The organism is Leptospira yasudae (assembly GCF_003545925.1).
Taxonomy (GTDB): domain Bacteria; phylum Spirochaetota; class Leptospiria; order Leptospirales; family Leptospiraceae; genus Leptospira; species Leptospira yasudae.
This window is the reverse complement of sequence record NZ_QHCU01000002.1, coordinates 406,111-423,142: the sequence shown is the minus strand read 5'-3', so window position 1 is coordinate 423,142 and position 17,032 is coordinate 406,111. Positions and strand designations below refer to the sequence as shown.

Sequence of the window (17,032 nt, the reverse complement as noted above, 5' to 3'; positions counted from 1 at the left end):
CTCCGGTCCCATAGAACGGATCATGAACTGATTCAATTTCTTTCTGCACCGCTTTTAAACGATGCAAAAAGAAATCAACCATATCAAAACGGATGTTTCTTATCGCAATCCGCTTCACAAGACGCTTTAGCGCCTATACAAGTAATGGGGCTAAATAAAACACTCAAAAAAGAATTCGATGAACTTGTATTCGATGAGCTCGAACTGGAACCGCTTGAGTTATTCGCGAGCAAGGATGAAATCAACAAAGAGCCTGCGATACAATCCGATTCGGCGGACTTGCAATAATTATCCTCGTAACATTTCTGACGAGGGGATATCTCAGAACAGTGTGAAACAAAGGCGACAAAAGTCATCACTAACACAACAATATAGATCTTTTTCATAAAAGGAACCATTGAAAATTCATACAAAAAGGCAATAAATTAATTACAAACTCGGGCCTGAAATATGAATTTTCAAAATTAAAGAATATTAAAGTAAATTAATTTTCTATTCTAATCGTGTCGAATTTTTCCCATTCAATGTCTTCATTTTTAGATCGGAAGGATACAAACGGGTCTCTCATTTCATTCCTAAGAATAGAGAATCAGAAGGTTTGTTTCGCAAATAGCCGCGTCTTTTCCAGTAAATTTCACTCTTAAAATCGGGCTCAAAATCCGCTTTCGGCCGCGAATTGGGAAAAATTTACCCAAAAATCCATTTGTCCCTATACGGAACTAGTAAAAATTGGTACCCGGAAAGCTTTATGTCCCAAGATAAAAAAACACCGCTCTATGAAACCCATCGCGCGCTCGGCGCCAAAATGATTCCATTCGGAGGCTGGGACATGCCCGTTCAATATTCGGGAATTATCGCGGAACACAACGCGACGCGTCAAGCGGCCGGTCTTTTCGATGTTTCTCATATGGGCGAAATTTTCGTGACCGGAGAAGCGAAAGCGATTCTCAGTTTTTTGGAATCGGTCACTTGCAACGCCGTTTCTTCTTTGAACGACTTTCAAGTCCAATACAATGCCGTTCTCAACGAACAAGGCGGACTTGTGGACGACGTTACGATCTACAAATTCTCCCCCGAAAAATATATGATCTGTTCGAACGCTTCCAATTACGAAGCGGTCGCCGCTCATCTTCTCAAACATCTTCCCTCATCCGGCGTAAAGGTGGAAGATCAAAGCCTGCGTTGGCATCAAATCGCCCTGCAAGGTCCGAAGGCCAACGAAATCTTTTCGAAATTCTTAGGGAGAGAATTGGATTCGATCAAGTATTATCACTTCGCTCTGCTTCAACACGAAGGGGAAGAGATCATCGTTTCTCGAACCGGTTATACGGGTGAAGACGGTTTTGAAATTTATTCTTCCATCCCTTTAGGACTAAAACTCTGGAATGGCCTTTTGGAATTCGGTAAAGAACAAGGACTTCTTCCTTGCGGACTCGGCGCGAGAGACACTCTGAGAATCGAAGCGAAGTATCCTTTATACGGACATGAACTCAACGACCTTTGGACCCCGATCGAATCGGGAATCGGCTGGATCGTAAAGGAAAAGGAACAATCCTACTTTTGCTCCGATAAGATTCTTTCCCAAAAGAAGAACGGAGTTCCGTCCAAAATCGTCGCCTTCGAATTAACGGAAGCCGGCGTTCCCCGCGAGAATTTCCGCGTTCTCGATTCTCAAGGAAACGAAATCGGAAAAACCACATCGGGAACATTCTCCCCTTCCTTAAAGAAGGGAATCGGTTTGGCTTTGATCCGGGCCGAAAAAATCAAGGATGGCGAACCGATTCAGATTGAAATCCGCGAGCAACCCAAACAAGCTATCATAACGACAAAGCCTTTTATCCCAGGCAGCATCAGAAAAAACTAAATCAGGAAACAACGGATCATGGCAGAAACGCAAGCACCCGCAGGATATCTTTTCTCGGAAAAACACGAATGGGTAAAAGTGGAAGGAGACATCGCTCTCATCGGAATTTCGGACTTCGCTCAATCGGCGCTCGGTGATATCGTATTCGTGGATCTTCCGAAAGCCGGAAAGTCGATCAAACAATTCGAAACCTTCGGAACCATCGAATCCGTAAAAGCCGCGGAAGACCTCTACGCTCCGATCGGCGGAGAAGTCGTAGAATCCAATCCGGCCCTTTCCAAAAATCCGGGCGACGTAAACGCAAAACCGTTCGATTCCTGGATGATTAAGGTAAAAGGTTTTTCGACCGCCGAGTTGGAAAAACTTCTCAGTCCGGAAAAATATAAGACGCTCGTCGCCGGACTCGAATAACAGAAAAGTCTAATATAGAGAATTTAGCAGAAGGTAATTATGAACTCGACTCTTCAAAACCAATCCAACACAGATCTTTCCAAGGTAAGCACGGGTCCGTTGGACACTTTTCCGAGACGGCATATCGGTCCGGATCCGCAACAAACCGCCGAAATGTTGAAAGAGTTGGGGTTATCTTCTCTGGAAGAACTGATTTCCAAAGCGGTTCCGGCCGGAATTCGTTTAAAGAAGAATCTGGAGTTGCCGAAAGCTTCCACGGAACACGAGATTCTTCAGGATCTGAAACTCATCGCGTCTCAGAATCAGGTCTTTCGTTCATACATCGGAGCCGGCTACAACGCCTGTATCGTTCCCGGTGTGATTCAAAGAAACATTCTCGAAAACCCGGGTTGGTATACGGCTTATACTCCCTATCAGGCGGAGATTTCTCAAGGCCGTCTCGAAGCGCTCCTGAACTTTCAGACGATGATCATCGATTTGACCGGTTTGGAAATTTCGAACGCTTCCCTTCTCGACGAAGGAACCGCCGCTGCGGAAGCGATGTTTCTTGCGTATTCCGTTCGTAAGAACGAGACCGCAAAAAAGTTCTTCGTGTCGGAACTTTGTCATCCGCAGACGATCGACGTCGTCGTAACCAGAGCGAATCCTCTCGGAATCGAAGTGGAAATCGGAAATCACGAATCGGTCGAACTCAACGAAGACTTTTTCGGAATTCTTCTGCAATATCCCGCGACCGACGGAAACGTAATCGATTATACTTCCTTTATTCAAAGAGCGCATAACGTGGGGGCGGTATCGACCGTCGCAGCCGATCTTTTATCTCTGACGCTTTTGAAATCTCCGGGAGAAATGGGCGCGGACATCGCGATCGGTTCTTCCCAAAGATTCGGACTTCCTCTCGGATTCGGAGGACCGCACGCGGGCTACTTCGCAACGAAAGACGAATTCAAACGCAGCATGCCGGGAAGATTGATCGGAGTTTCCAAAGACTCGCAAGGGAATCCCGGACTCAGACTTTCTCTTCAAACCAGAGAACAGCATATCCGCAGGGACAAAGCGACGAGCAATATTTGCACGGCGCAGGTTTTGCTTGCGGTGATTTCTTCCATGTATGCGGTTTATCACGGACCGGAAGGCCTGAAAAATATCGCGACTCGCATTCATAAATTCACCGCGGTTCTTGCAAGCGCGTTGAAATCGGCGGGATTTACGATCACGAACGATTCTTTCTTTGATACGCTTACGATTCAAACGGGCGGAAAGGCGAAGGAAATTTTAAACAAAGCGCGCTCCAAAAAGATCAATCTGAGAGAATATCAGGACGGTAGAATCGGAGTCGCGTTAGATGAAACCGTAAACGTTACTGACCTCGACGACCTATTCGAAATTTTCGAAGTGAAGAATGTGGATATCGAAAAAAGTTTCGCAGCCGCTCCGAACGTTTCCGATTCTTTCAAAAGAAACACTTCTTACCTGACCCATCCGATTTTTCAATCGCATCATACCGAAACGAAGATGCTTCGTTATATCCGTAAACTCGAATCCAGAGATCTTTCTTTGACTACGTCGATGATTCCTCTCGGTTCCTGCACGATGAAACTCAACGCGACCACGGAAATGTATCCCGTCACTTGGCCGGAGTTCGGTGCGATCCATCCGTTCGCGCCTGCGGATCAAACCAAGGGATACAAAGTTATCTTTGAACAACTGGAAAAATGGCTCTGCGAAATCACAGGATTTGCGGGAGTTTCCCTTCAGCCGAACGCGGGTTCTCAAGGAGAATACGCGGGTCTTTTAGCGATTCGCAGATATCACGAAAGTAGAAAAGAAGCTCATAGAAACGTTTGCCTGATTCCGATTTCCGCTCACGGAACCAACCCTGCGAGCGCGGCGATGGCGGGTTTCAAAGTCGTGGTCGTTTCCTGCGATCAAAATGGAAACGTGGATCTGGATGATCTCAAAACGAAAGCGGAAGAACACAAAGACGATCTCGCCGCATTGATGATCACCTATCCTTCTACTCACGGCGTGTTCGAAGAATCCGTAAAGGAAATCTGTCAGATCGTTCACGCTCACGGCGGTCAGGTGTATATGGACGGCGCGAATATGAACGCGCAGGTCGCATTAACAAGCCCCGGAGAAATCGGCGCGGACGTTTGCCATCTCAATCTTCATAAGACTTTTTGCATTCCTCACGGCGGTGGCGGTCCGGGCGTAGGTCCGATCGGAGTCGCAAAACATCTTGTTCCATTCTTACCCGGACACGTGCTTGTGGACAACGCAACCGGCAACGAACACGGAGCGGTTTCCGCTGCTCCCTGGGGAAGCGCGAGCATCGTATTGATCTCTTGGACATACATCGCACTTATGGGTGAAGAAGGATTGAGAAATGCGACTCAGACTTCCATCCTAAACGCAAACTACATCGCAAAACGTTTGGAAAAAGCGTATCCGGTTCTTTACAAAGGAAAGAACGGCTTTGTTGCTCACGAATGTATTCTGGACGTAAGACCGTTCAAAAAAACCGCCGGAATCGAAGTCGAAGACGTGGCGAAGAGATTGATCGACTACGGATTTCACGCACCTACGATGTCCTTCCCCGTTCCTGGAACCTTGATGATCGAGCCGACCGAATCCGAGTCCTTAGAAGAGTTGGATCGTTTCTGCGGAGCGATGCTGCTCATTCATCAGGAAATTATGGATGTTCAAAACGGAGCGCTCGATAAAACGGACAATCCTTTGAAAAATTCTCCGCACACAGCGGCGATGGTGACTTCCGATCGTTGGGACCATTTGTATCCGAGAGAACGCGCGGCTTATCCCGCTTCTTGGCTCAGAGATCATAAGTTCTGGCCTTATGTGGGAAGAGTGGATAACGTTTACGGAGACAGAAACCTCGTTTGTTCCTGTTTGCCGATCGAAAGTTATCAATGATTTGTTAAGCGAAGTCGTTTCACCTATTCGCAAGGGAAAGCGGAAACGGACGAATATCGCACTTCGAGCAAATCGTCGTTACACAAAAAAGCCGAGGACAACCTCGGCTTTTTTATTTGGAAAAGTCGACTCGACTAAGTCCGAATCGATTCTCGATTCAAAGATTCAAATCGTTCGATTAAGCGATGTAAGAACAGCAATAGTCGCTGATCTTTTTTACATCCATTTGAAATCTGGACTTCGCCGGAACTTCAAAGGATTGACCGCTTTTGATTTCTTTCCAAGAATCCTGTCCCGGAAGTTTCACGAGCATTTCCCCGTCCAGGATTTCCATAATTTCCTTTTCATCGGTTCCGAAATCGTATTGACCCGGCATCAAAATTCCCAAGGTCTTTTTGCTTCCGTCTTGAAATAGAACGGTTCGGCTCGTTACTTTTCCGTCGTAGTAGACGTTCGCTTTTTTAATTACGGTGACGTTTTCAAACTGCGCCATGCAGCCTCCAATCTTCTTAGCCTTTATCTGCAAGGCTTCCAAAGGAAAGCGTGAAGGATACAACTTTAAAACGAAAGAATCGGCGTTTCGGATGAAAAATCCGAAGCGTAAAGGGACGGTTTTACTGCTTGACCGAACCCCAAAACGAAATAATTTATTGTTCTTAATTTTTCAAATCGGAAACGAATCCATATATTATAAATTTCTAAAAATACGAGGTATCCTTTGTCATCCTGGAATTTCGAAACTTCGCGCGCCCTAAAAAAATCGGGTAATCCTTATCGATTCAATGGCCTAATCGGATGTATGATGCTCTTTCTATTGGTCTTCGTATTTTTCTTTTCCATCGGGGCTCTCGGATACGCGGCTTTACAATTCGAAAAGGGAGAGTACGCTACGCCGAGTTTTATAGTATTCTTTTGTTTTTCCTTTTCCTATCTCTTGTTTTCATCGATTCGAACTTATCGAAAAACCAAAGATTCGATCCTAAGCGAAGAAATCGACGTTTCCAAAGGAACGTATTCGATTTCGGAAACCGATCGAACGACGGTAACGATCGATTTGGGAGAGTTCATCTCTTATAAGATCAAAAAAAGAGTCGAGTCCGCACAGGGAACTTCCTCTTCCTCGGGAAGCGGCAGAAGAAAATACTGGGATTTGTTTCTTTTAAAATCGGACGGAGCTTACTATCTTTTAGAAACGTATTCTTTAATCGAAGAATTAAAAAAGGATCTGATTTTGTTTCGATCCTTGTTTCCTCTTCCGATCTCGGACGATTCGGAGCAAAATCTGAAAACGAGCGAAGGCTCCCGATTTCCAACAAGATTTGAAACTCAAAAACCGGATTCAAAATTTCTAAAGTTGATTACCAAAGAAAACGGAACCGGAATCGAGCTCGTCAAACGCCGAACCTCTCGCGAAAAGTTTACGATTTTTCTTGTGATCGGAATTTTCTACGGGGGATGGGGGGCGGTCTTCTTTCCGATCAACTTCGATCCGATCTTTTTATTCTTTATGATTCCCTTCTCCGTTTTGTTTTTGGGAATTTTTACTTTAGCGCTCGTTTTCGTAATGACGAGAAGCTTGGAACTGATCGCGAATTCCTCCGGTTTACGAATTCGATACGGAACAACGCTGCCGATTCTGTCGCACTTTTTATACTTGGAACGCTTTTTTCCGAAACACGTTGTGCGTCATGTAAGAGCCAATCGTCTTCCCGGCGATCAAAGCGTACTTACCGTTTCGCTGAAGGACACGGAAAAAAATTCTCAGGAAAAACTTTCGTTCCTCTTCAATCTTCAGACGATTCCCTTGAGCGCGTATGTTCTTCCGGGCGACAAAGAACTTTTAGGAGTTTGGCATCTTATGCCCTGGCTTCCGGATTCTCCCGGGTTTGCGGATCTGTTCGCTGCGGAACTCGCGATCCAAGAAAGAATGCAATGGGACGAAGAAAAAATCGGCTTTGAAAATCTTTGAATTCCGTTTAAAAAATTCCTCCATTCTTTTAATTTAAGAATGACAAAGCAAACGAGTACAAAACAATGTCCTCAAGATTCCCGGTGACTATAGAGAGAGGGCCACACCCGTTCCCATCCCGAACACGGAAGTTAAGCCTCTCATCGCTGATGGTACTGTGTGGTTCGCTGCATGGGAGAGTAGGACGTTGCCGGGTTTTCTTACGATTTTATCAAAATCGTAAGTTCGTCGATCACGACGAAATCCCTTAAACCTTCCCCTTTTTTCAATATTTCCTGTTTCTCAAGTTATCTCTTATCTCCGTATTTTGCAACCCTGCCCTAAAATTTGGTTCTCATCATTCAAACGAACGAATTGCAATTCAAAACGGAACGAAACTCTTTTCCTTCGCGTAAAGATTTTTAGTTTCATTGTCCAGATGTCGAATAGAATTGCGCGCACGCTTCGGCGTCGAAAGGAAACTCAATGAGTACGAGACTGCTACAAAGAAAGGATCTCTGCAAACCCTTAGAATACGATCAAGAAGTTCCGATTTCTTATCAAACCGCACTCGATAAAAAACGATCCGTACTGGATTTAATTTTCCGCGAAACAGATCTCGCTTTTCATTATGGGTACTTTAAAGAAATTTTTAGAAGCAGACGTTTGGCTTTGGACGGATTGTATGATAACGCCAGCTGGTGCGAATCGTCCGCAAAAATTTTAGATCTGATCGAAAGCTGCGGCGGCAAAATCAACGTGGAAGGAATCGAAAAAATTCTCAGCGTGCAAGGTCCGGTCGTGATCGCGGGAAATCACATGAGCACTTTGGAAACGTTCGTACTTCCGACCTTTGTTACGAGATACAAACCCATTACGTTCGTCGTAAAAGAAAGTCTGACTCGGGGAAATCTTTTCGGTCCGATCATGCGCTCTCGCAATCCGATTTCGGTGGGAAGAACCAATCCGCGGGAAGACTTAGTCGCGGTCTTGGAAGAAGGAACCAAACTTTTGCAACAAGGAATGTCGATCATCGTATTTCCGCAAAGCACCCGAACTACGGATTTTAATCCGGCCGAATTCAATTCAATCGCGGTCAAACTCGCCGCGCGCGCAAAAGTTCCGTTGATCCCGGTCGCTTTGCGTACCGACTTTTGGGAAAACGGAAGAATCATCAAGGAACTCGGAAGAATTTTCAGAGACCGCAAAATCAACATCAAATTCGGTGATCCTCTTTTACCCACGGATGATTCAAGAAAGAATCAAGAAACCCTACTCCGATTCGTTGTGACTCATATCAAACAATGGGGAACCGTGGTTCGTGAGTCGTGATTCATTGTGAGCGAAGATTTGATTCAACAAAAGACCGGGCAATCAGCATGAAACAAACGAAACCGAACTCAAAAGCACAACGCCCTTCGCTTCTCTCTTCCGATCGTATATTGTTACCGTTGATTCCATTCTTTTTAGTAATGATCGTATTGTTTTCTATCGTCACTTGCCAAAGTTCGCAAACTCGAACGGAAGAATTATCCAATAGCAAAGTCGCGGATGAAGAAGCGGATCTTTTATGGGAACAAAAATGTGCCGCATGTCACGGCTTGGACGGAACTCCGAACGATTCAATCACGCCGAAACCGCGCAAACTGAGCGGCTTCGGTTTAAAGATGGGTTTCTTTTTCGGAGGAAATAAAATGCGGGAAGGAATCTTTAAGACGATTCGCGATGGAAAGAATCAAACCATGCCTTCTTTCAAAGACGAACTGTCCGAAGATCAGATTCGAGCTTTAGTAAAACGAATCGAACGGTTTTAAAAACCGTAGAGGTGACTTTTAAGTTGAAAACGATTCAAAAAAATTCTTATAAACTTTTCGAGAGGTCGATGACTTCTTCTCTTGTATAAGCGTCCGGTTTTTTTAGAATTTGGATCAATGCTTTGAATTGAGGCGTCTCCAAATCGGCCGGCCTTTTTCTAAAATAATAGCGAGAAGCCTGATTCAAGCCGTTCATGCCTCTTCCCCAATATACGCTGTTGAGATAAAATTCCAAGATCGTTTCTTTTCCAAGTTCTTCCTCCAAAGTGGAGGCGATCTGAATTTCCTTCCACTTTCGGGATAAGGATTTTTCCCTCGAAAGAAAAAGCGTCCGAGCCAGCTGCTGCGTGATCGTACTCGCGCCTCTCATCTTTCGAAACAACAACACGGAAGAAACAAGAGTGGAATGAATGTCCGAAATCGAATACCCGTTGTGAAAGTAAAATCTTCTGTCTTCCACTTGAACCGTATACGAAATCCATTCTTTCGGAATGTCCCCGAGGCGAACCCATTCCACTTCCAAAGGAACGGATTCTTTCTGATCCGGCAAATAGATCAACCGATCCTGTTGAACCAAAATTTTCCGTTCGGGAAAGAATTGTTCGTAGATAAGAACTGCCGCGAAAAAAATCGGAAGAACTCTCAAAAAGAAGGTGTAAAGAAGTTCTTTCTGTTTCATGACGATTTGTGAATTCTAAACTTATTTAATTTTTTCGTACATTAGGAAAACTTCATTTTCGATCGCATCATGGGACTTGAGTTCCCATTTTTTACGATCGAATTCGAAGTATTGTTTGTGACCGCCGGTGATCGAAGGCAGATCGTTTTGTCCGATTAAAAACGGCACGATCGTGACGTAAATTCTCGAGATCAAATCCAAACGAAAAAAAGAATCATTCAAGGAAGGACCTCCTTCCAAAAGCGCTTCCCGATATCCCATCTCGTATAAATGTTTGAGAACTTCGAGAGGGCTCAAATCCTCTCCCGGAAGAAGGATGATTTCCGCAACCGAACAAAGGTTGTCTCGAACCGCCGAATAATTTCCGTTTAAACAAAAGATCAACGGAGGTTGTTTAGAAAAACGGAATACTTTTTTGTCTTCGGGCAAGGTTCCGGATCGAAGGAGAATCACCGGTCTCGGATCGTTTCCATTCTCGACATATCTAAGATGAATCACGGGATCGTCGTTGAGAATCGAATTCTTACCTAAGATCAAAACGTCCGCTTTGGAACGGATCTCATCCATTCTCTTCTTATCATTTCGGGAAGAAAGGCCGTACCACCGTCCGTCCGGACGGGAAACTTTTCCGTCCAAAGTCATAGCCATGTTGATTGTTACGTTGGGAATCGAAGTCATGCTCTCGGAACTTTCAGTTCCCGAGCCAGAAGTTTACGAACCGATCCCATACAGGTTCCGCAACCGGTGGAAGCGCCCGTATCGTCCATGAGCTTTTCCAGGGTATCGTTTCCGTTTCGGATCGACGTTAGGAGTTCTTCTTCCGAAACCTGATTGCATACGCAAACCTTGCGTGGCCGCATCAGTTGGCACAGGTCGACTTGACTGAAAAAAGAGGAATCCATAATCTTCTATTTAATTGGACAGTTAGAAAGCGGTTTTCCAATCAGATTAAAGAGTCTGAAAATCTTCTGCAAGAGAAATTTTTTGCGGTTTTCATTTGACAACCGGTTTCCGAAAAATAGCCTTTTTTGAAATTTCGGATCTAAAACCCAAAAGGAAAGCCATGCAAGATATAAAAAGAGCCCCCTTCCGAGAAATTCTCGGGTGGTGCATGTTCGATTTCGCGAACTCATCCTATACGACGGTCATCATCAGCGTTACATACGGAATCGTTTTCAGCCAACTCGTAGTCCCTGCCTCCTCCAATCAGGAAAATCCATACGAATACGGAAATCTTCTCTGGTCGATCGCCCTCGCGATCTCCTATTTGCTGGTGGTTTTAACGGGACCTATTTTCGGTGCGATCACCGATTATTCCGCTCGGAAGAAACAGTTCCTATTTTATAGTTATGTCTTTTGTATCATTTCCACGGGCGCACTTTGGTTCGTAATCGCCCCGGGACAATATCTTCTCGCATTCATCCTCATCATCTTTTCGAACTTCTTTTTTGCCTCGGGGGAAAACTTCGCATCCAGCTTTCTTCCGTATCTCGGACCGAAAGAAGATTTGGGAAAAATTTCCGGTTATGCCTGGGGAATCGGTTACTTCGGAGGAATTGCGGCGGTTGCGTTAGTCAACACGCTCGGTCCAAAGACGCTGGAGAATTTCGATAACCTCCGCATGGTCGGACCTTATACGGCCTTTTTCTTTTTGTTCGCCGGAATTCCGACCTTTCTTCTTTTAAGAGAATACACAGACGGAAAAGAAAAACCCGAAGGGCTTTCCTATCTCAAAATCGGAATCGATCGAGTCACTTCCACGATGAAGGAAATCCACAAGTTCCGGGATATGGCTTTGTATCTCGTTTCGTTGTTTTTTGCGATGGCCGCGCTCGGAATCGTAATCAGCTTTGCGTTCATCTACGGAGCGCAGGAAATTAAAACGGAAGAAAAACACGAAATCGCGATGTTTCTTTTGATTCAGCTTTTCGCGGCGATCGGCGCGATCGTGTTCGGTTTCATTCAAGATAAGATCGGAGCGAAAAAGACCTTCAATATTACGCTTTTCTTATGGATTGCCTGTCTACTGCTGATCTACTGGGTAAAGGATCTGACCGCATTCTTAGTGGGCATCGGAATTCCGACCACGCAGCAATGGGTTTTTGTGGGAACAACCGTGTTTGCCGGAGCGGGTCTCGGAGCGACACAATCCGCGAGCCGCGCGATCGTGGGTCTTTTCGCACCCGAATCCAAATCGGGAGAATTCTTCGGACTTTGGGGACTTTCCGGAAAAGTGGCCGCTGCGTTCGGACTCGTTGCCGTCGGAGGATTACAGATTTTATTCGATCTCAGAAACTCGTTTTTAGTCGTCTGCGTATTCTTTGTCATCGCGCTCCTAATCAACTTTTTAGTCGATGAAGAACGAGGAATCAAAACTGCAATCGAGTATAAGGAAAGCTAAACCGAAATCGTTCGTTGCCTAGAACGGGATACGCTGAATGAAAAGTGAATTTTCTTTCACCGGCATATCCTGAAAGTTAGTCCGTTAGGTTTATGTTCTTCCTTCCCGGGAAGACTTGCTTTTTTCCCGGGATTCTGATACGATTCCATAAGGTAAGAATTTCAGATGGCCTTTCAAACCGAAGACGAATTCGAATCGCATCAGAGTCAACGAAGACTAGCCCTAGCTACGATCGACGAATTGACGCAGACGAAGTTGGATTTGCTCGACGCCGGAAAGGAAATTCCCCGCTTTATCAACTACGCCATCTCTTATCTCAACAAAAAATATCTGACCGAAGAAAAGGTCATCAGCGACTTCTTAATTAAGAAGTGAAGTGAAGTGAACTGCACGCACACCCTCACTGTTTTCGAATCACAAAACTCTTTCTCATAAGTATTTACCCAAAAAAAGAACGCGAACCAAGATCGGCTGTGCAAAATTACTCAGCGAACCGCTTATTGCGGCCAAGTTTTGTGATCCGGAAAAATTAAGTTTTGGACAAGGCGTAAAAAAGCCGCGATCAACGCGGCCTTTGATTTGAATCGAAGATCCGACTTTCCGATTTAAAATCGACAAACGGTCAACGGAATTCGAGCATTTTAGAGATCATTCTCTTTTGATCCAATTCCATCGTGTGGAGTTTTAAACTCACCATCTTATCGACCTTTCTCATATACCGTTTGTACTGAAGAATGATCTGTCTCTGTTTATTATACGGAAGAGGATTTGCCGCGTCATGTAGCTTGGTGGTCACACTCGCAGGAACCGGTTGAATCGGATTGTCCGGCCAAAGAAAATCGGTGTCGTGACTGGAAAAGAATTCCAAAAGAATTTCACTGTTGTTGTTCGGAGTTCTTTTTCCGTCCTGTGTGAAAGTCGGTCCTTTCGGAGAATTGTTGATCAAACGCCGCATCTCGCGGATAAAAACTTCTCCCTTCGCGTTCGTTCTTTTGAACTGAAGAATGATTTTTTCCAACGATTGTCCGTCCGTTCCGGGATAAATATAAATTCTTGATTGATAGAGGTAGGTCTTCGGGTAATCCGCAAACGATTGACCCAAACCCAAATCGAGTTCGAGATATTGTTTATTCTCTTTGTCTTGAAATAAGAACTTAGCGGCTTCGCGCGGTTCGTCCTCGATGTAACGAAGCGCTTTTTTATACGTCTCGTTATTGAGAAGATTATTGATTCTTAAAATGTTTCCGGCGATCGACGCGTGCAGGTTATCTACTTCGATATCCGTAAAACCGCCTTTACGCACGGCTTCGATCTGTTTCAATTCTTCCTTTTCTTCCAAGGTCAAAACCTTGTTAGGCGCCGCGTTCAGTCCGGCCAAAGAAAGAATTGTCAGAAATGATAAAATACGGATGTTCATAGATTTACCCTTATTCAGATTATCGAAATTCTGATCCCCTGTTCTTGATTTTACAAACTAAAATTTTTTAGGAGATTATGACTCGTTATTGCAGATTCAACGGATTTTTTGAGGAAGAATTGAAATCGTCTTCGATTGCTCCTCCGAGATTGGATTTGAAAAACAGATCTCTGGAGAATTTGTTTTTTTTATTCCAGTCCATCACCAATCCGAAAACGACGATGCTTTTAAGCGAACGACCCGATCCAGGTTGGACTGCATTTTGGAAAACCAGAGGAACGGAGTTTTGCAGCTTCGAACTCTTAAAGAGAAACTCGGCTCAAAATCTTCAGATAAATTCGACAAAATCAAATCTCCCTTCCCTCGATTCAGCGTGCGTTTGGGAAGAATGGGGTGCAGTTTCCGATCTCAGCAATTCGGGAGAAATTCTCTTTTCGGCCGCGAAAGCCGATCTTTCCAGGAGATTGAATTCGAAACTTCTTCTGACGCATTGGAAATCGGAATTCGACTTTCAGGATCTTCCGGCGCGGGTTTTGGAGAAGTCATCCCATCTGTCTTCGTTGATCCAGGAATGGTCGGAATTCCGTGAGGATCGGATCGTTCTCAAACCGGAATTTAGTTTTTCCGGAAGACATAAAATTCTTAAGTTCTCTTCATTTGCAACGGAGAATGATCCGGATGGTCGGAATTCCGAAAAAGAATCCGCTTGGTTTCCCTGCGTCGCCGAACCTTGGGTGCAACGGACACAGGACTTTTCGTGCTTGTACGATTTTTCCGCCGGAGTTCCGACCTTTTCCGGAAGCACGATCCAAATCTGCGACGAAACCGGAAAATACTCCGGAGCATACCTTCCTTCAGAAAAAGAATCCGAATTCTATTCTTCGCAGATCGATCCGATTGTGGAACCATTAGCGAAGACGTTCGCATCGGATTACACGGGCCCGGTCGCAATCGATGGTTTTGAGTTCTATTCTCAAAATATACAAAAAATCCGAAGGCTGAGCGAAGCGAACTTTCGTTGGTCCATGGGAAGAATTCTTCTCGAACTTTCCCGATCCGATCTCTTTCAAAGATCGAAAAAGAACTTCGATTTCGAACTTTGCATTCTCCCATTGCCTTTGCAAAAACCGATCGAGAACTATTCCGAATGGATTTTCAACTGGGGAAACACTCAAGGACTGGAAATTCTTCCGTTGACCCCGGACCGATTTTTTTCCGGAAAATCCTATGGAACTTCCTGGGTTCTTTTGCGTTTTCTAAAGAATTCTTCGGAGCCGATACGGGAAAGAATCCAAACGTTCTATTCGGAATGGCGGAAACGGATTCTCCATTGAAATGTACTTGAGGCTTTTTTAGACCTTGTCAGGATGTCCTACAGGTTGCGGTTTACCCGCCCGGAATACCATCCGCAGAAGCCTGCGGTCCAAATTCAGGATATAAAATGGAACTGTTTTTAAACTACGCTCTTTACGTAATCGTTAGCATCGGGTTCTTGATTCCCTTTACCGGGTTTGTAGTCGGAGCCGGAGCGATCGTCAATGCGACTCTCGCAGGATTTACCGTTAACTTTCTTTCTCAAGTTTTAGAAGAAAACAAACTGCAAGACTTTATCGCAAGAAACAAAGACAACAAACTCGGTAAAGCTCTTCAAGACGCGGTTTTAAGAGGGCAAGAAAAATTAAAAGGCGCTCCTGCAGCTCCGGCTCACGCGGAAGAAAGCCACGGCTCGCATCACATTATTTCCGTTCAAACATACGCGATCATCTTTGCTACTTTGATTTTCTTCACATTCGTAACGGTTTGGGTCGCGGGAATCGACTTCGGCGCAATGAACGTAATTATCGCGATGGCGGTTGCAACCGCGAAAGCTTCCTTGGTTCTCGGATACTTTATGCACTTAAAGTATGACACCGTAATGAACCGAGTGATCTTCGGTTCCGGTTTCTTCTTCCTTCTTCTTCTCTTCGGATTTTCCGCAGCGGACATCTTTACAAGATTCAAGGTTTTGATCTCTTTCGCGTTCTAAGTTAGGATCGAACTCGATCTTTGATCTACGAAAGCCGGTTTTTCAACCGGCTTTTTTATTTTTACCCTCGATTGGAAACGTTCTTTTACATTACGCTTTCCTCAATTTCCGTCTTTTTTCGTTCCGAAACAAAACGGGTTCATGCCGGTTCCACTTCAATTTCGATTTCCTGGAATAAATTGAGTCGCTTTTTTTAACGAAGAAGTTAATCTTTCCAATTCTTAGGAGCAATCGTCGTATGAAGAAAAATCCAATCCGAATTGTAGCAACCCTTCTCGTATTCGCTTTCGTGATTCTGAATTGTAAAAAGGAACACGCTTTGGACCCGAATGCAAAGGTGGTTCAAATTTCATCCCTCGGGCTCGGCCTTAACTACGAAGGCTGGCATTTTAACGATAACCCCAATCTCATCAATCAAGCGAAAGAAGTCGCGGCTAACTCCGATAATACGGGTACGATCAAAAAGGCTTTGGACGTGGCTGGAATCAACTTCTTCCTTTTCGAATTTCCTCAAGGAAGTCCCGAAGCGGGAATGTTCAACACGAACGTCAATTATACGATGGAAGATCTTTCCAGACAGCCGAGAGAAATCAGCTTGGACGATTATGCTTCCGCAGTCACGGGTTTGTATCCTACCGTATTTCAAAAATACGAAATGATCAACCCTCCGCAAAAATCCAAGATCCACGGAATCGAATCCGTTCTTCTGGAAAGCAGATTCGAACAAGCGATAGCGGGTAAGAATTTCAAGGTCCACAACTATCAACGCGTTTTTATCGTGGATAAAAAGGCTCACGTATTTACGGGAACTTTTTTGGACAAGGACGCCAAAACGAAAGGACCGAAAGTTCTCGAACTGTTAGGAAAATTCGAAAAACTGTAATATTCGAAAAATCGAATACGCTACTCTTTAAAAGGAATTCCCATTTTCCGGAGAATTCCTTTTGCGCGGTTCTGAAACTCAATTTCCTCTTCGGGCGTAAACGGACCGAAAATTCCTTTTTTAAATCTTTCGGAAAGAGCGATGTATTCCAAACATCCGGCGACGCTGAAAACCGGCTTGGCCTTCCCTTCGAAGATTTTTAATTCTCCGTTTTTCTGAATGACCATCGCACCGGGTGGAATCTTTTTTCCTCCGCGAACCATACAACCCGCCATTACCATCGCGCCGTCTCCGACTTCCGCTTCGTCGAGAATCACGCTTCCGATTCCGATCAGACATCCTCTCCCGATCGTACAACCGTGCAACATTGCATTATGACCGACTAACGTATAATCGCCGATCGTGATCCCGCGGTTTGAATCCGTATGAAGCGTCGAATTATCCTGTATATTGACGCCTTCTCCCAATACGATCCGATTCATATCGGCCCGAATCACGGCTCCCGGCCAAAGAGAAGAATACGGACCCATTTCTACAAGTCCGATCGCCGTGGCTTGCGGATGGATAAAGGCGGTTTCGTGGATTTTCATTCTTACGATTCCTTTTCAAAAGGTTAGAATTTTCTAATATAGCAATCGAAACGGATTCGGAAAAT

The 17,032-nt window shown here is 44.7% G+C and carries 18 protein-coding genes and 1 rRNA gene; 12 read left to right on the top strand and 7 right to left on the bottom strand.

Translation table 11 applies throughout. From position 1 onward, the window contains the following. Window positions 1–83: 83 nt before the first annotated feature. Complete coding sequence (locus DLM76_RS21685) at window positions 84–386, bottom strand: LA_0364 family Cys-rich lipoprotein (RefSeq protein ID WP_118954604.1); 303 nt, start codon at window positions 384–386, stop codon at window positions 84–86. A 362-nt stretch (window positions 387–748) separates the two neighbouring features. Between DLM76_RS21685 and gcvT the strand changes: the two genes are divergently transcribed. Genes gcvT through gcvP form a run of 3 tightly spaced genes read left to right on the top strand, consistent with a single transcriptional unit; the run spans window position 749 to window position 5,209 of the window. Further along, window positions 749–1,864 carry a glycine cleavage system aminomethyltransferase GcvT gene (gene gcvT / locus DLM76_RS07210; protein WP_118954236.1) on the top strand — a complete coding sequence of 372 codons (1,116 nt, stop codon included), beginning with the start codon at window positions 749–751 and terminating at the stop codon, window positions 1,862–1,864. Between the two features lie 18 nt (window positions 1,865–1,882). Then, entirely contained in the window at window positions 1,883–2,275 is a 393-nt protein-coding gene (gcvH, locus tag DLM76_RS07205) for a glycine cleavage system protein GcvH (RefSeq protein WP_118954237.1), read from the top strand. Between the two features lie 39 nt (window positions 2,276–2,314). Next, complete coding sequence (gene gcvP, locus DLM76_RS07200; RefSeq protein ID WP_118964780.1) at window positions 2,315–5,209, top strand: aminomethyl-transferring glycine dehydrogenase; 2,895 nt, start codon at window positions 2,315–2,317, stop codon at window positions 5,207–5,209. A gap of 178 nt (window positions 5,210–5,387) precedes the next feature. Here the strand turns inward: gcvP and ppnP are convergent, their stop codons facing one another. Then, window positions 5,388–5,702, bottom strand: coding sequence for a pyrimidine/purine nucleoside phosphorylase (gene ppnP, locus DLM76_RS07195; RefSeq protein WP_118964779.1), 315 nt, complete (start codon window positions 5,700–5,702; stop codon window positions 5,388–5,390). Window positions 5,703–6,008: 306 nt separating this feature from the next. Here ppnP and DLM76_RS07185 point away from each other — a divergent pair, with 306 nt between their 5' ends. The 4 genes from DLM76_RS07185 (at window position 6,009) to DLM76_RS07170 (ending at window position 8,971) form a co-directional block, all read left to right on the top strand. Continuing rightward, the gene (locus DLM76_RS07185) at window positions 6,009–7,178 is read left to right on the top strand and encodes a hypothetical protein (RefSeq protein WP_147455783.1); all 1,170 of its coding nucleotides are present in this window, start codon (window positions 6,009–6,011) and stop codon (window positions 7,176–7,178) included. 79 nt (window positions 7,179–7,257) lie between these two features. Continuing rightward, window positions 7,258–7,374: ribosomal RNA gene (gene rrf / locus DLM76_RS07180) — 5S ribosomal RNA — on the top strand. A gap of 269 nt (window positions 7,375–7,643) precedes the next feature. Further along, window positions 7,644–8,489: a lysophospholipid acyltransferase family protein gene (locus DLM76_RS07175; protein ID WP_118954242.1), complete on the top strand. Its 846-nt coding sequence runs from the start codon at window positions 7,644–7,646 to the stop codon at window positions 8,487–8,489. Window positions 8,490–8,536: 47 nt separating this feature from the next. Then, entirely contained in the window at window positions 8,537–8,971 is a 435-nt protein-coding gene (locus DLM76_RS07170; protein ID WP_241548196.1) for a c-type cytochrome, read from the top strand. Between the two features lie 46 nt (window positions 8,972–9,017). Here the strand turns inward: DLM76_RS07170 and DLM76_RS07165 are convergent, their stop codons facing one another. From DLM76_RS07165 to DLM76_RS07155, 3 genes are read right to left on the bottom strand one after another with little or no spacing between them, the layout of a single operon-like run. Beyond that, window positions 9,018–9,650, bottom strand: coding sequence for a biosynthetic peptidoglycan transglycosylase (locus DLM76_RS07165; RefSeq protein ID WP_118964776.1), 633 nt, complete (start codon window positions 9,648–9,650; stop codon window positions 9,018–9,020). Window positions 9,651–9,671: 21 nt separating this feature from the next. Continuing rightward, window positions 9,672–10,328: a RibD family protein gene (locus tag DLM76_RS07160; RefSeq protein ID WP_118954244.1), complete on the bottom strand. Its 657-nt coding sequence runs from the start codon at window positions 10,326–10,328 to the stop codon at window positions 9,672–9,674. Further along, window positions 10,325–10,552, bottom strand: coding sequence for a (2Fe-2S)-binding protein (locus DLM76_RS07155; RefSeq protein WP_167450738.1), 228 nt, complete (start codon window positions 10,550–10,552; stop codon window positions 10,325–10,327). The genes DLM76_RS07160 and DLM76_RS07155 overlap by 4 nt, the downstream gene beginning before the upstream one ends. A gap of 161 nt (window positions 10,553–10,713) precedes the next feature. Between DLM76_RS07155 and DLM76_RS07150 the strand changes: the two genes are divergently transcribed. Together DLM76_RS07150 and DLM76_RS07145 are read left to right on the top strand one after the other, a co-directional pair. Beyond that, window positions 10,714–12,051 (top strand): MFS transporter, encoded by a 1,338-nt coding sequence (locus DLM76_RS07150; RefSeq protein ID WP_118954246.1) that lies wholly within the window; start codon window positions 10,714–10,716, stop codon window positions 12,049–12,051. 165 nt (window positions 12,052–12,216) lie between these two features. Beyond that, entirely contained in the window at window positions 12,217–12,426 is a 210-nt protein-coding gene (locus DLM76_RS07145; protein ID WP_118954247.1) for a hypothetical protein, read from the top strand. Between the two features lie 247 nt (window positions 12,427–12,673). On the opposite strand, the gene DLM76_RS07135 is transcribed toward DLM76_RS07145, so the two are convergent. Continuing rightward, complete coding sequence (locus DLM76_RS07135; protein WP_118954248.1) at window positions 12,674–13,468, bottom strand: LIC13212 family protein; 795 nt, start codon at window positions 13,466–13,468, stop codon at window positions 12,674–12,676. 77 nt (window positions 13,469–13,545) lie between these two features. Here DLM76_RS07135 and DLM76_RS07130 point away from each other — a divergent pair, with 77 nt between their 5' ends. The 3 genes from DLM76_RS07130 (at window position 13,546) to DLM76_RS07120 (ending at window position 16,377) form a co-directional block, all read left to right on the top strand. Beyond that, window positions 13,546–14,802 (top strand): hypothetical protein, encoded by a 1,257-nt coding sequence (locus DLM76_RS07130; RefSeq protein WP_118964774.1) that lies wholly within the window; start codon window positions 13,546–13,548, stop codon window positions 14,800–14,802. A gap of 107 nt (window positions 14,803–14,909) precedes the next feature. Beyond that, entirely contained in the window at window positions 14,910–15,494 is a 585-nt protein-coding gene (locus DLM76_RS07125; RefSeq protein ID WP_118954250.1) for a cytochrome C oxidase subunit IV family protein, read from the top strand. A 238-nt stretch (window positions 15,495–15,732) separates the two neighbouring features. Further along, window positions 15,733–16,377, top strand: a complete 645-nt coding sequence (locus DLM76_RS07120; RefSeq protein ID WP_118954251.1) for an LIC_13215 family putative lipoprotein — start codon at window positions 15,733–15,735, stop codon at window positions 16,375–16,377. A 20-nt stretch (window positions 16,378–16,397) separates the two neighbouring features. On the opposite strand, the gene DLM76_RS07115 is transcribed toward DLM76_RS07120, so the two are convergent. Continuing rightward, entirely contained in the window at window positions 16,398–16,967 is a 570-nt protein-coding gene (locus tag DLM76_RS07115) for a gamma carbonic anhydrase family protein (protein WP_118954252.1), read from the bottom strand. Window positions 16,968–17,032: the final 65 nt, after the last annotated feature.

What these genes read in the sequence shown, in the direction of transcription:
- DLM76_RS21685 (WP_118954604.1), bottom strand. Translation starts at nt 386, where the DNA reads ATGAAAAAGATCTATATTGTTGTGTTAGTGATGACTTTTGTCGCCTTT.
- DLM76_RS07160 (WP_118954244.1), bottom strand. Translation starts at nt 10,328, where the DNA reads ATGACTTCGATTCCCAACGTAACAATCAACATGGCTATGACTTTGGAC.
- DLM76_RS07165 (WP_118964776.1), bottom strand. Translation starts at nt 9,650, where the DNA reads ATGAAACAGAAAGAACTTCTTTACACCTTCTTTTTGAGAGTTCTTCCG.
- DLM76_RS07115 (WP_118954252.1), bottom strand. Translation starts at nt 16,967, where the DNA reads ATGAAAATCCACGAAACCGCCTTTATCCATCCGCAAGCCACGGCGATC.
- DLM76_RS07175 (WP_118954242.1), top strand. Translation starts at nt 7,644, where the DNA reads ATGAGTACGAGACTGCTACAAAGAAAGGATCTCTGCAAACCCTTAGAA.
- DLM76_RS07185 (WP_147455783.1), top strand. Translation starts at nt 6,009, where the DNA reads ATGATGCTCTTTCTATTGGTCTTCGTATTTTTCTTTTCCATCGGGGCT.
- gcvT (WP_118954236.1), top strand. Translation starts at nt 749, where the DNA reads ATGTCCCAAGATAAAAAAACACCGCTCTATGAAACCCATCGCGCGCTC.
- DLM76_RS07135 (WP_118954248.1), bottom strand. Translation starts at nt 13,468, where the DNA reads ATGAACATCCGTATTTTATCATTTCTGACAATTCTTTCTTTGGCCGGA.
- gcvP (WP_118964780.1), top strand. Translation starts at nt 2,315, where the DNA reads ATGAACTCGACTCTTCAAAACCAATCCAACACAGATCTTTCCAAGGTA.
- DLM76_RS07120 (WP_118954251.1), top strand. Translation starts at nt 15,733, where the DNA reads ATGAAGAAAAATCCAATCCGAATTGTAGCAACCCTTCTCGTATTCGCT.
- gcvH (WP_118954237.1), top strand. Translation starts at nt 1,883, where the DNA reads ATGGCAGAAACGCAAGCACCCGCAGGATATCTTTTCTCGGAAAAACAC.
- DLM76_RS07150 (WP_118954246.1), top strand. Translation starts at nt 10,714, where the DNA reads ATGCAAGATATAAAAAGAGCCCCCTTCCGAGAAATTCTCGGGTGGTGC.
- DLM76_RS07125 (WP_118954250.1), top strand. Translation starts at nt 14,910, where the DNA reads ATGGAACTGTTTTTAAACTACGCTCTTTACGTAATCGTTAGCATCGGG.
- DLM76_RS07145 (WP_118954247.1), top strand. Translation starts at nt 12,217, where the DNA reads ATGGCCTTTCAAACCGAAGACGAATTCGAATCGCATCAGAGTCAACGA.
- DLM76_RS07155 (WP_167450738.1), bottom strand. Translation starts at nt 10,552, where the DNA reads ATGGATTCCTCTTTTTTCAGTCAAGTCGACCTGTGCCAACTGATGCGG.
- DLM76_RS07130 (WP_118964774.1), top strand. Translation starts at nt 13,546, where the DNA reads ATGACTCGTTATTGCAGATTCAACGGATTTTTTGAGGAAGAATTGAAA.
- ppnP (WP_118964779.1), bottom strand. Translation starts at nt 5,702, where the DNA reads ATGGCGCAGTTTGAAAACGTCACCGTAATTAAAAAAGCGAACGTCTAC.
- DLM76_RS07170 (WP_241548196.1), top strand. Translation starts at nt 8,537, where the DNA reads ATGAAACAAACGAAACCGAACTCAAAAGCACAACGCCCTTCGCTTCTC.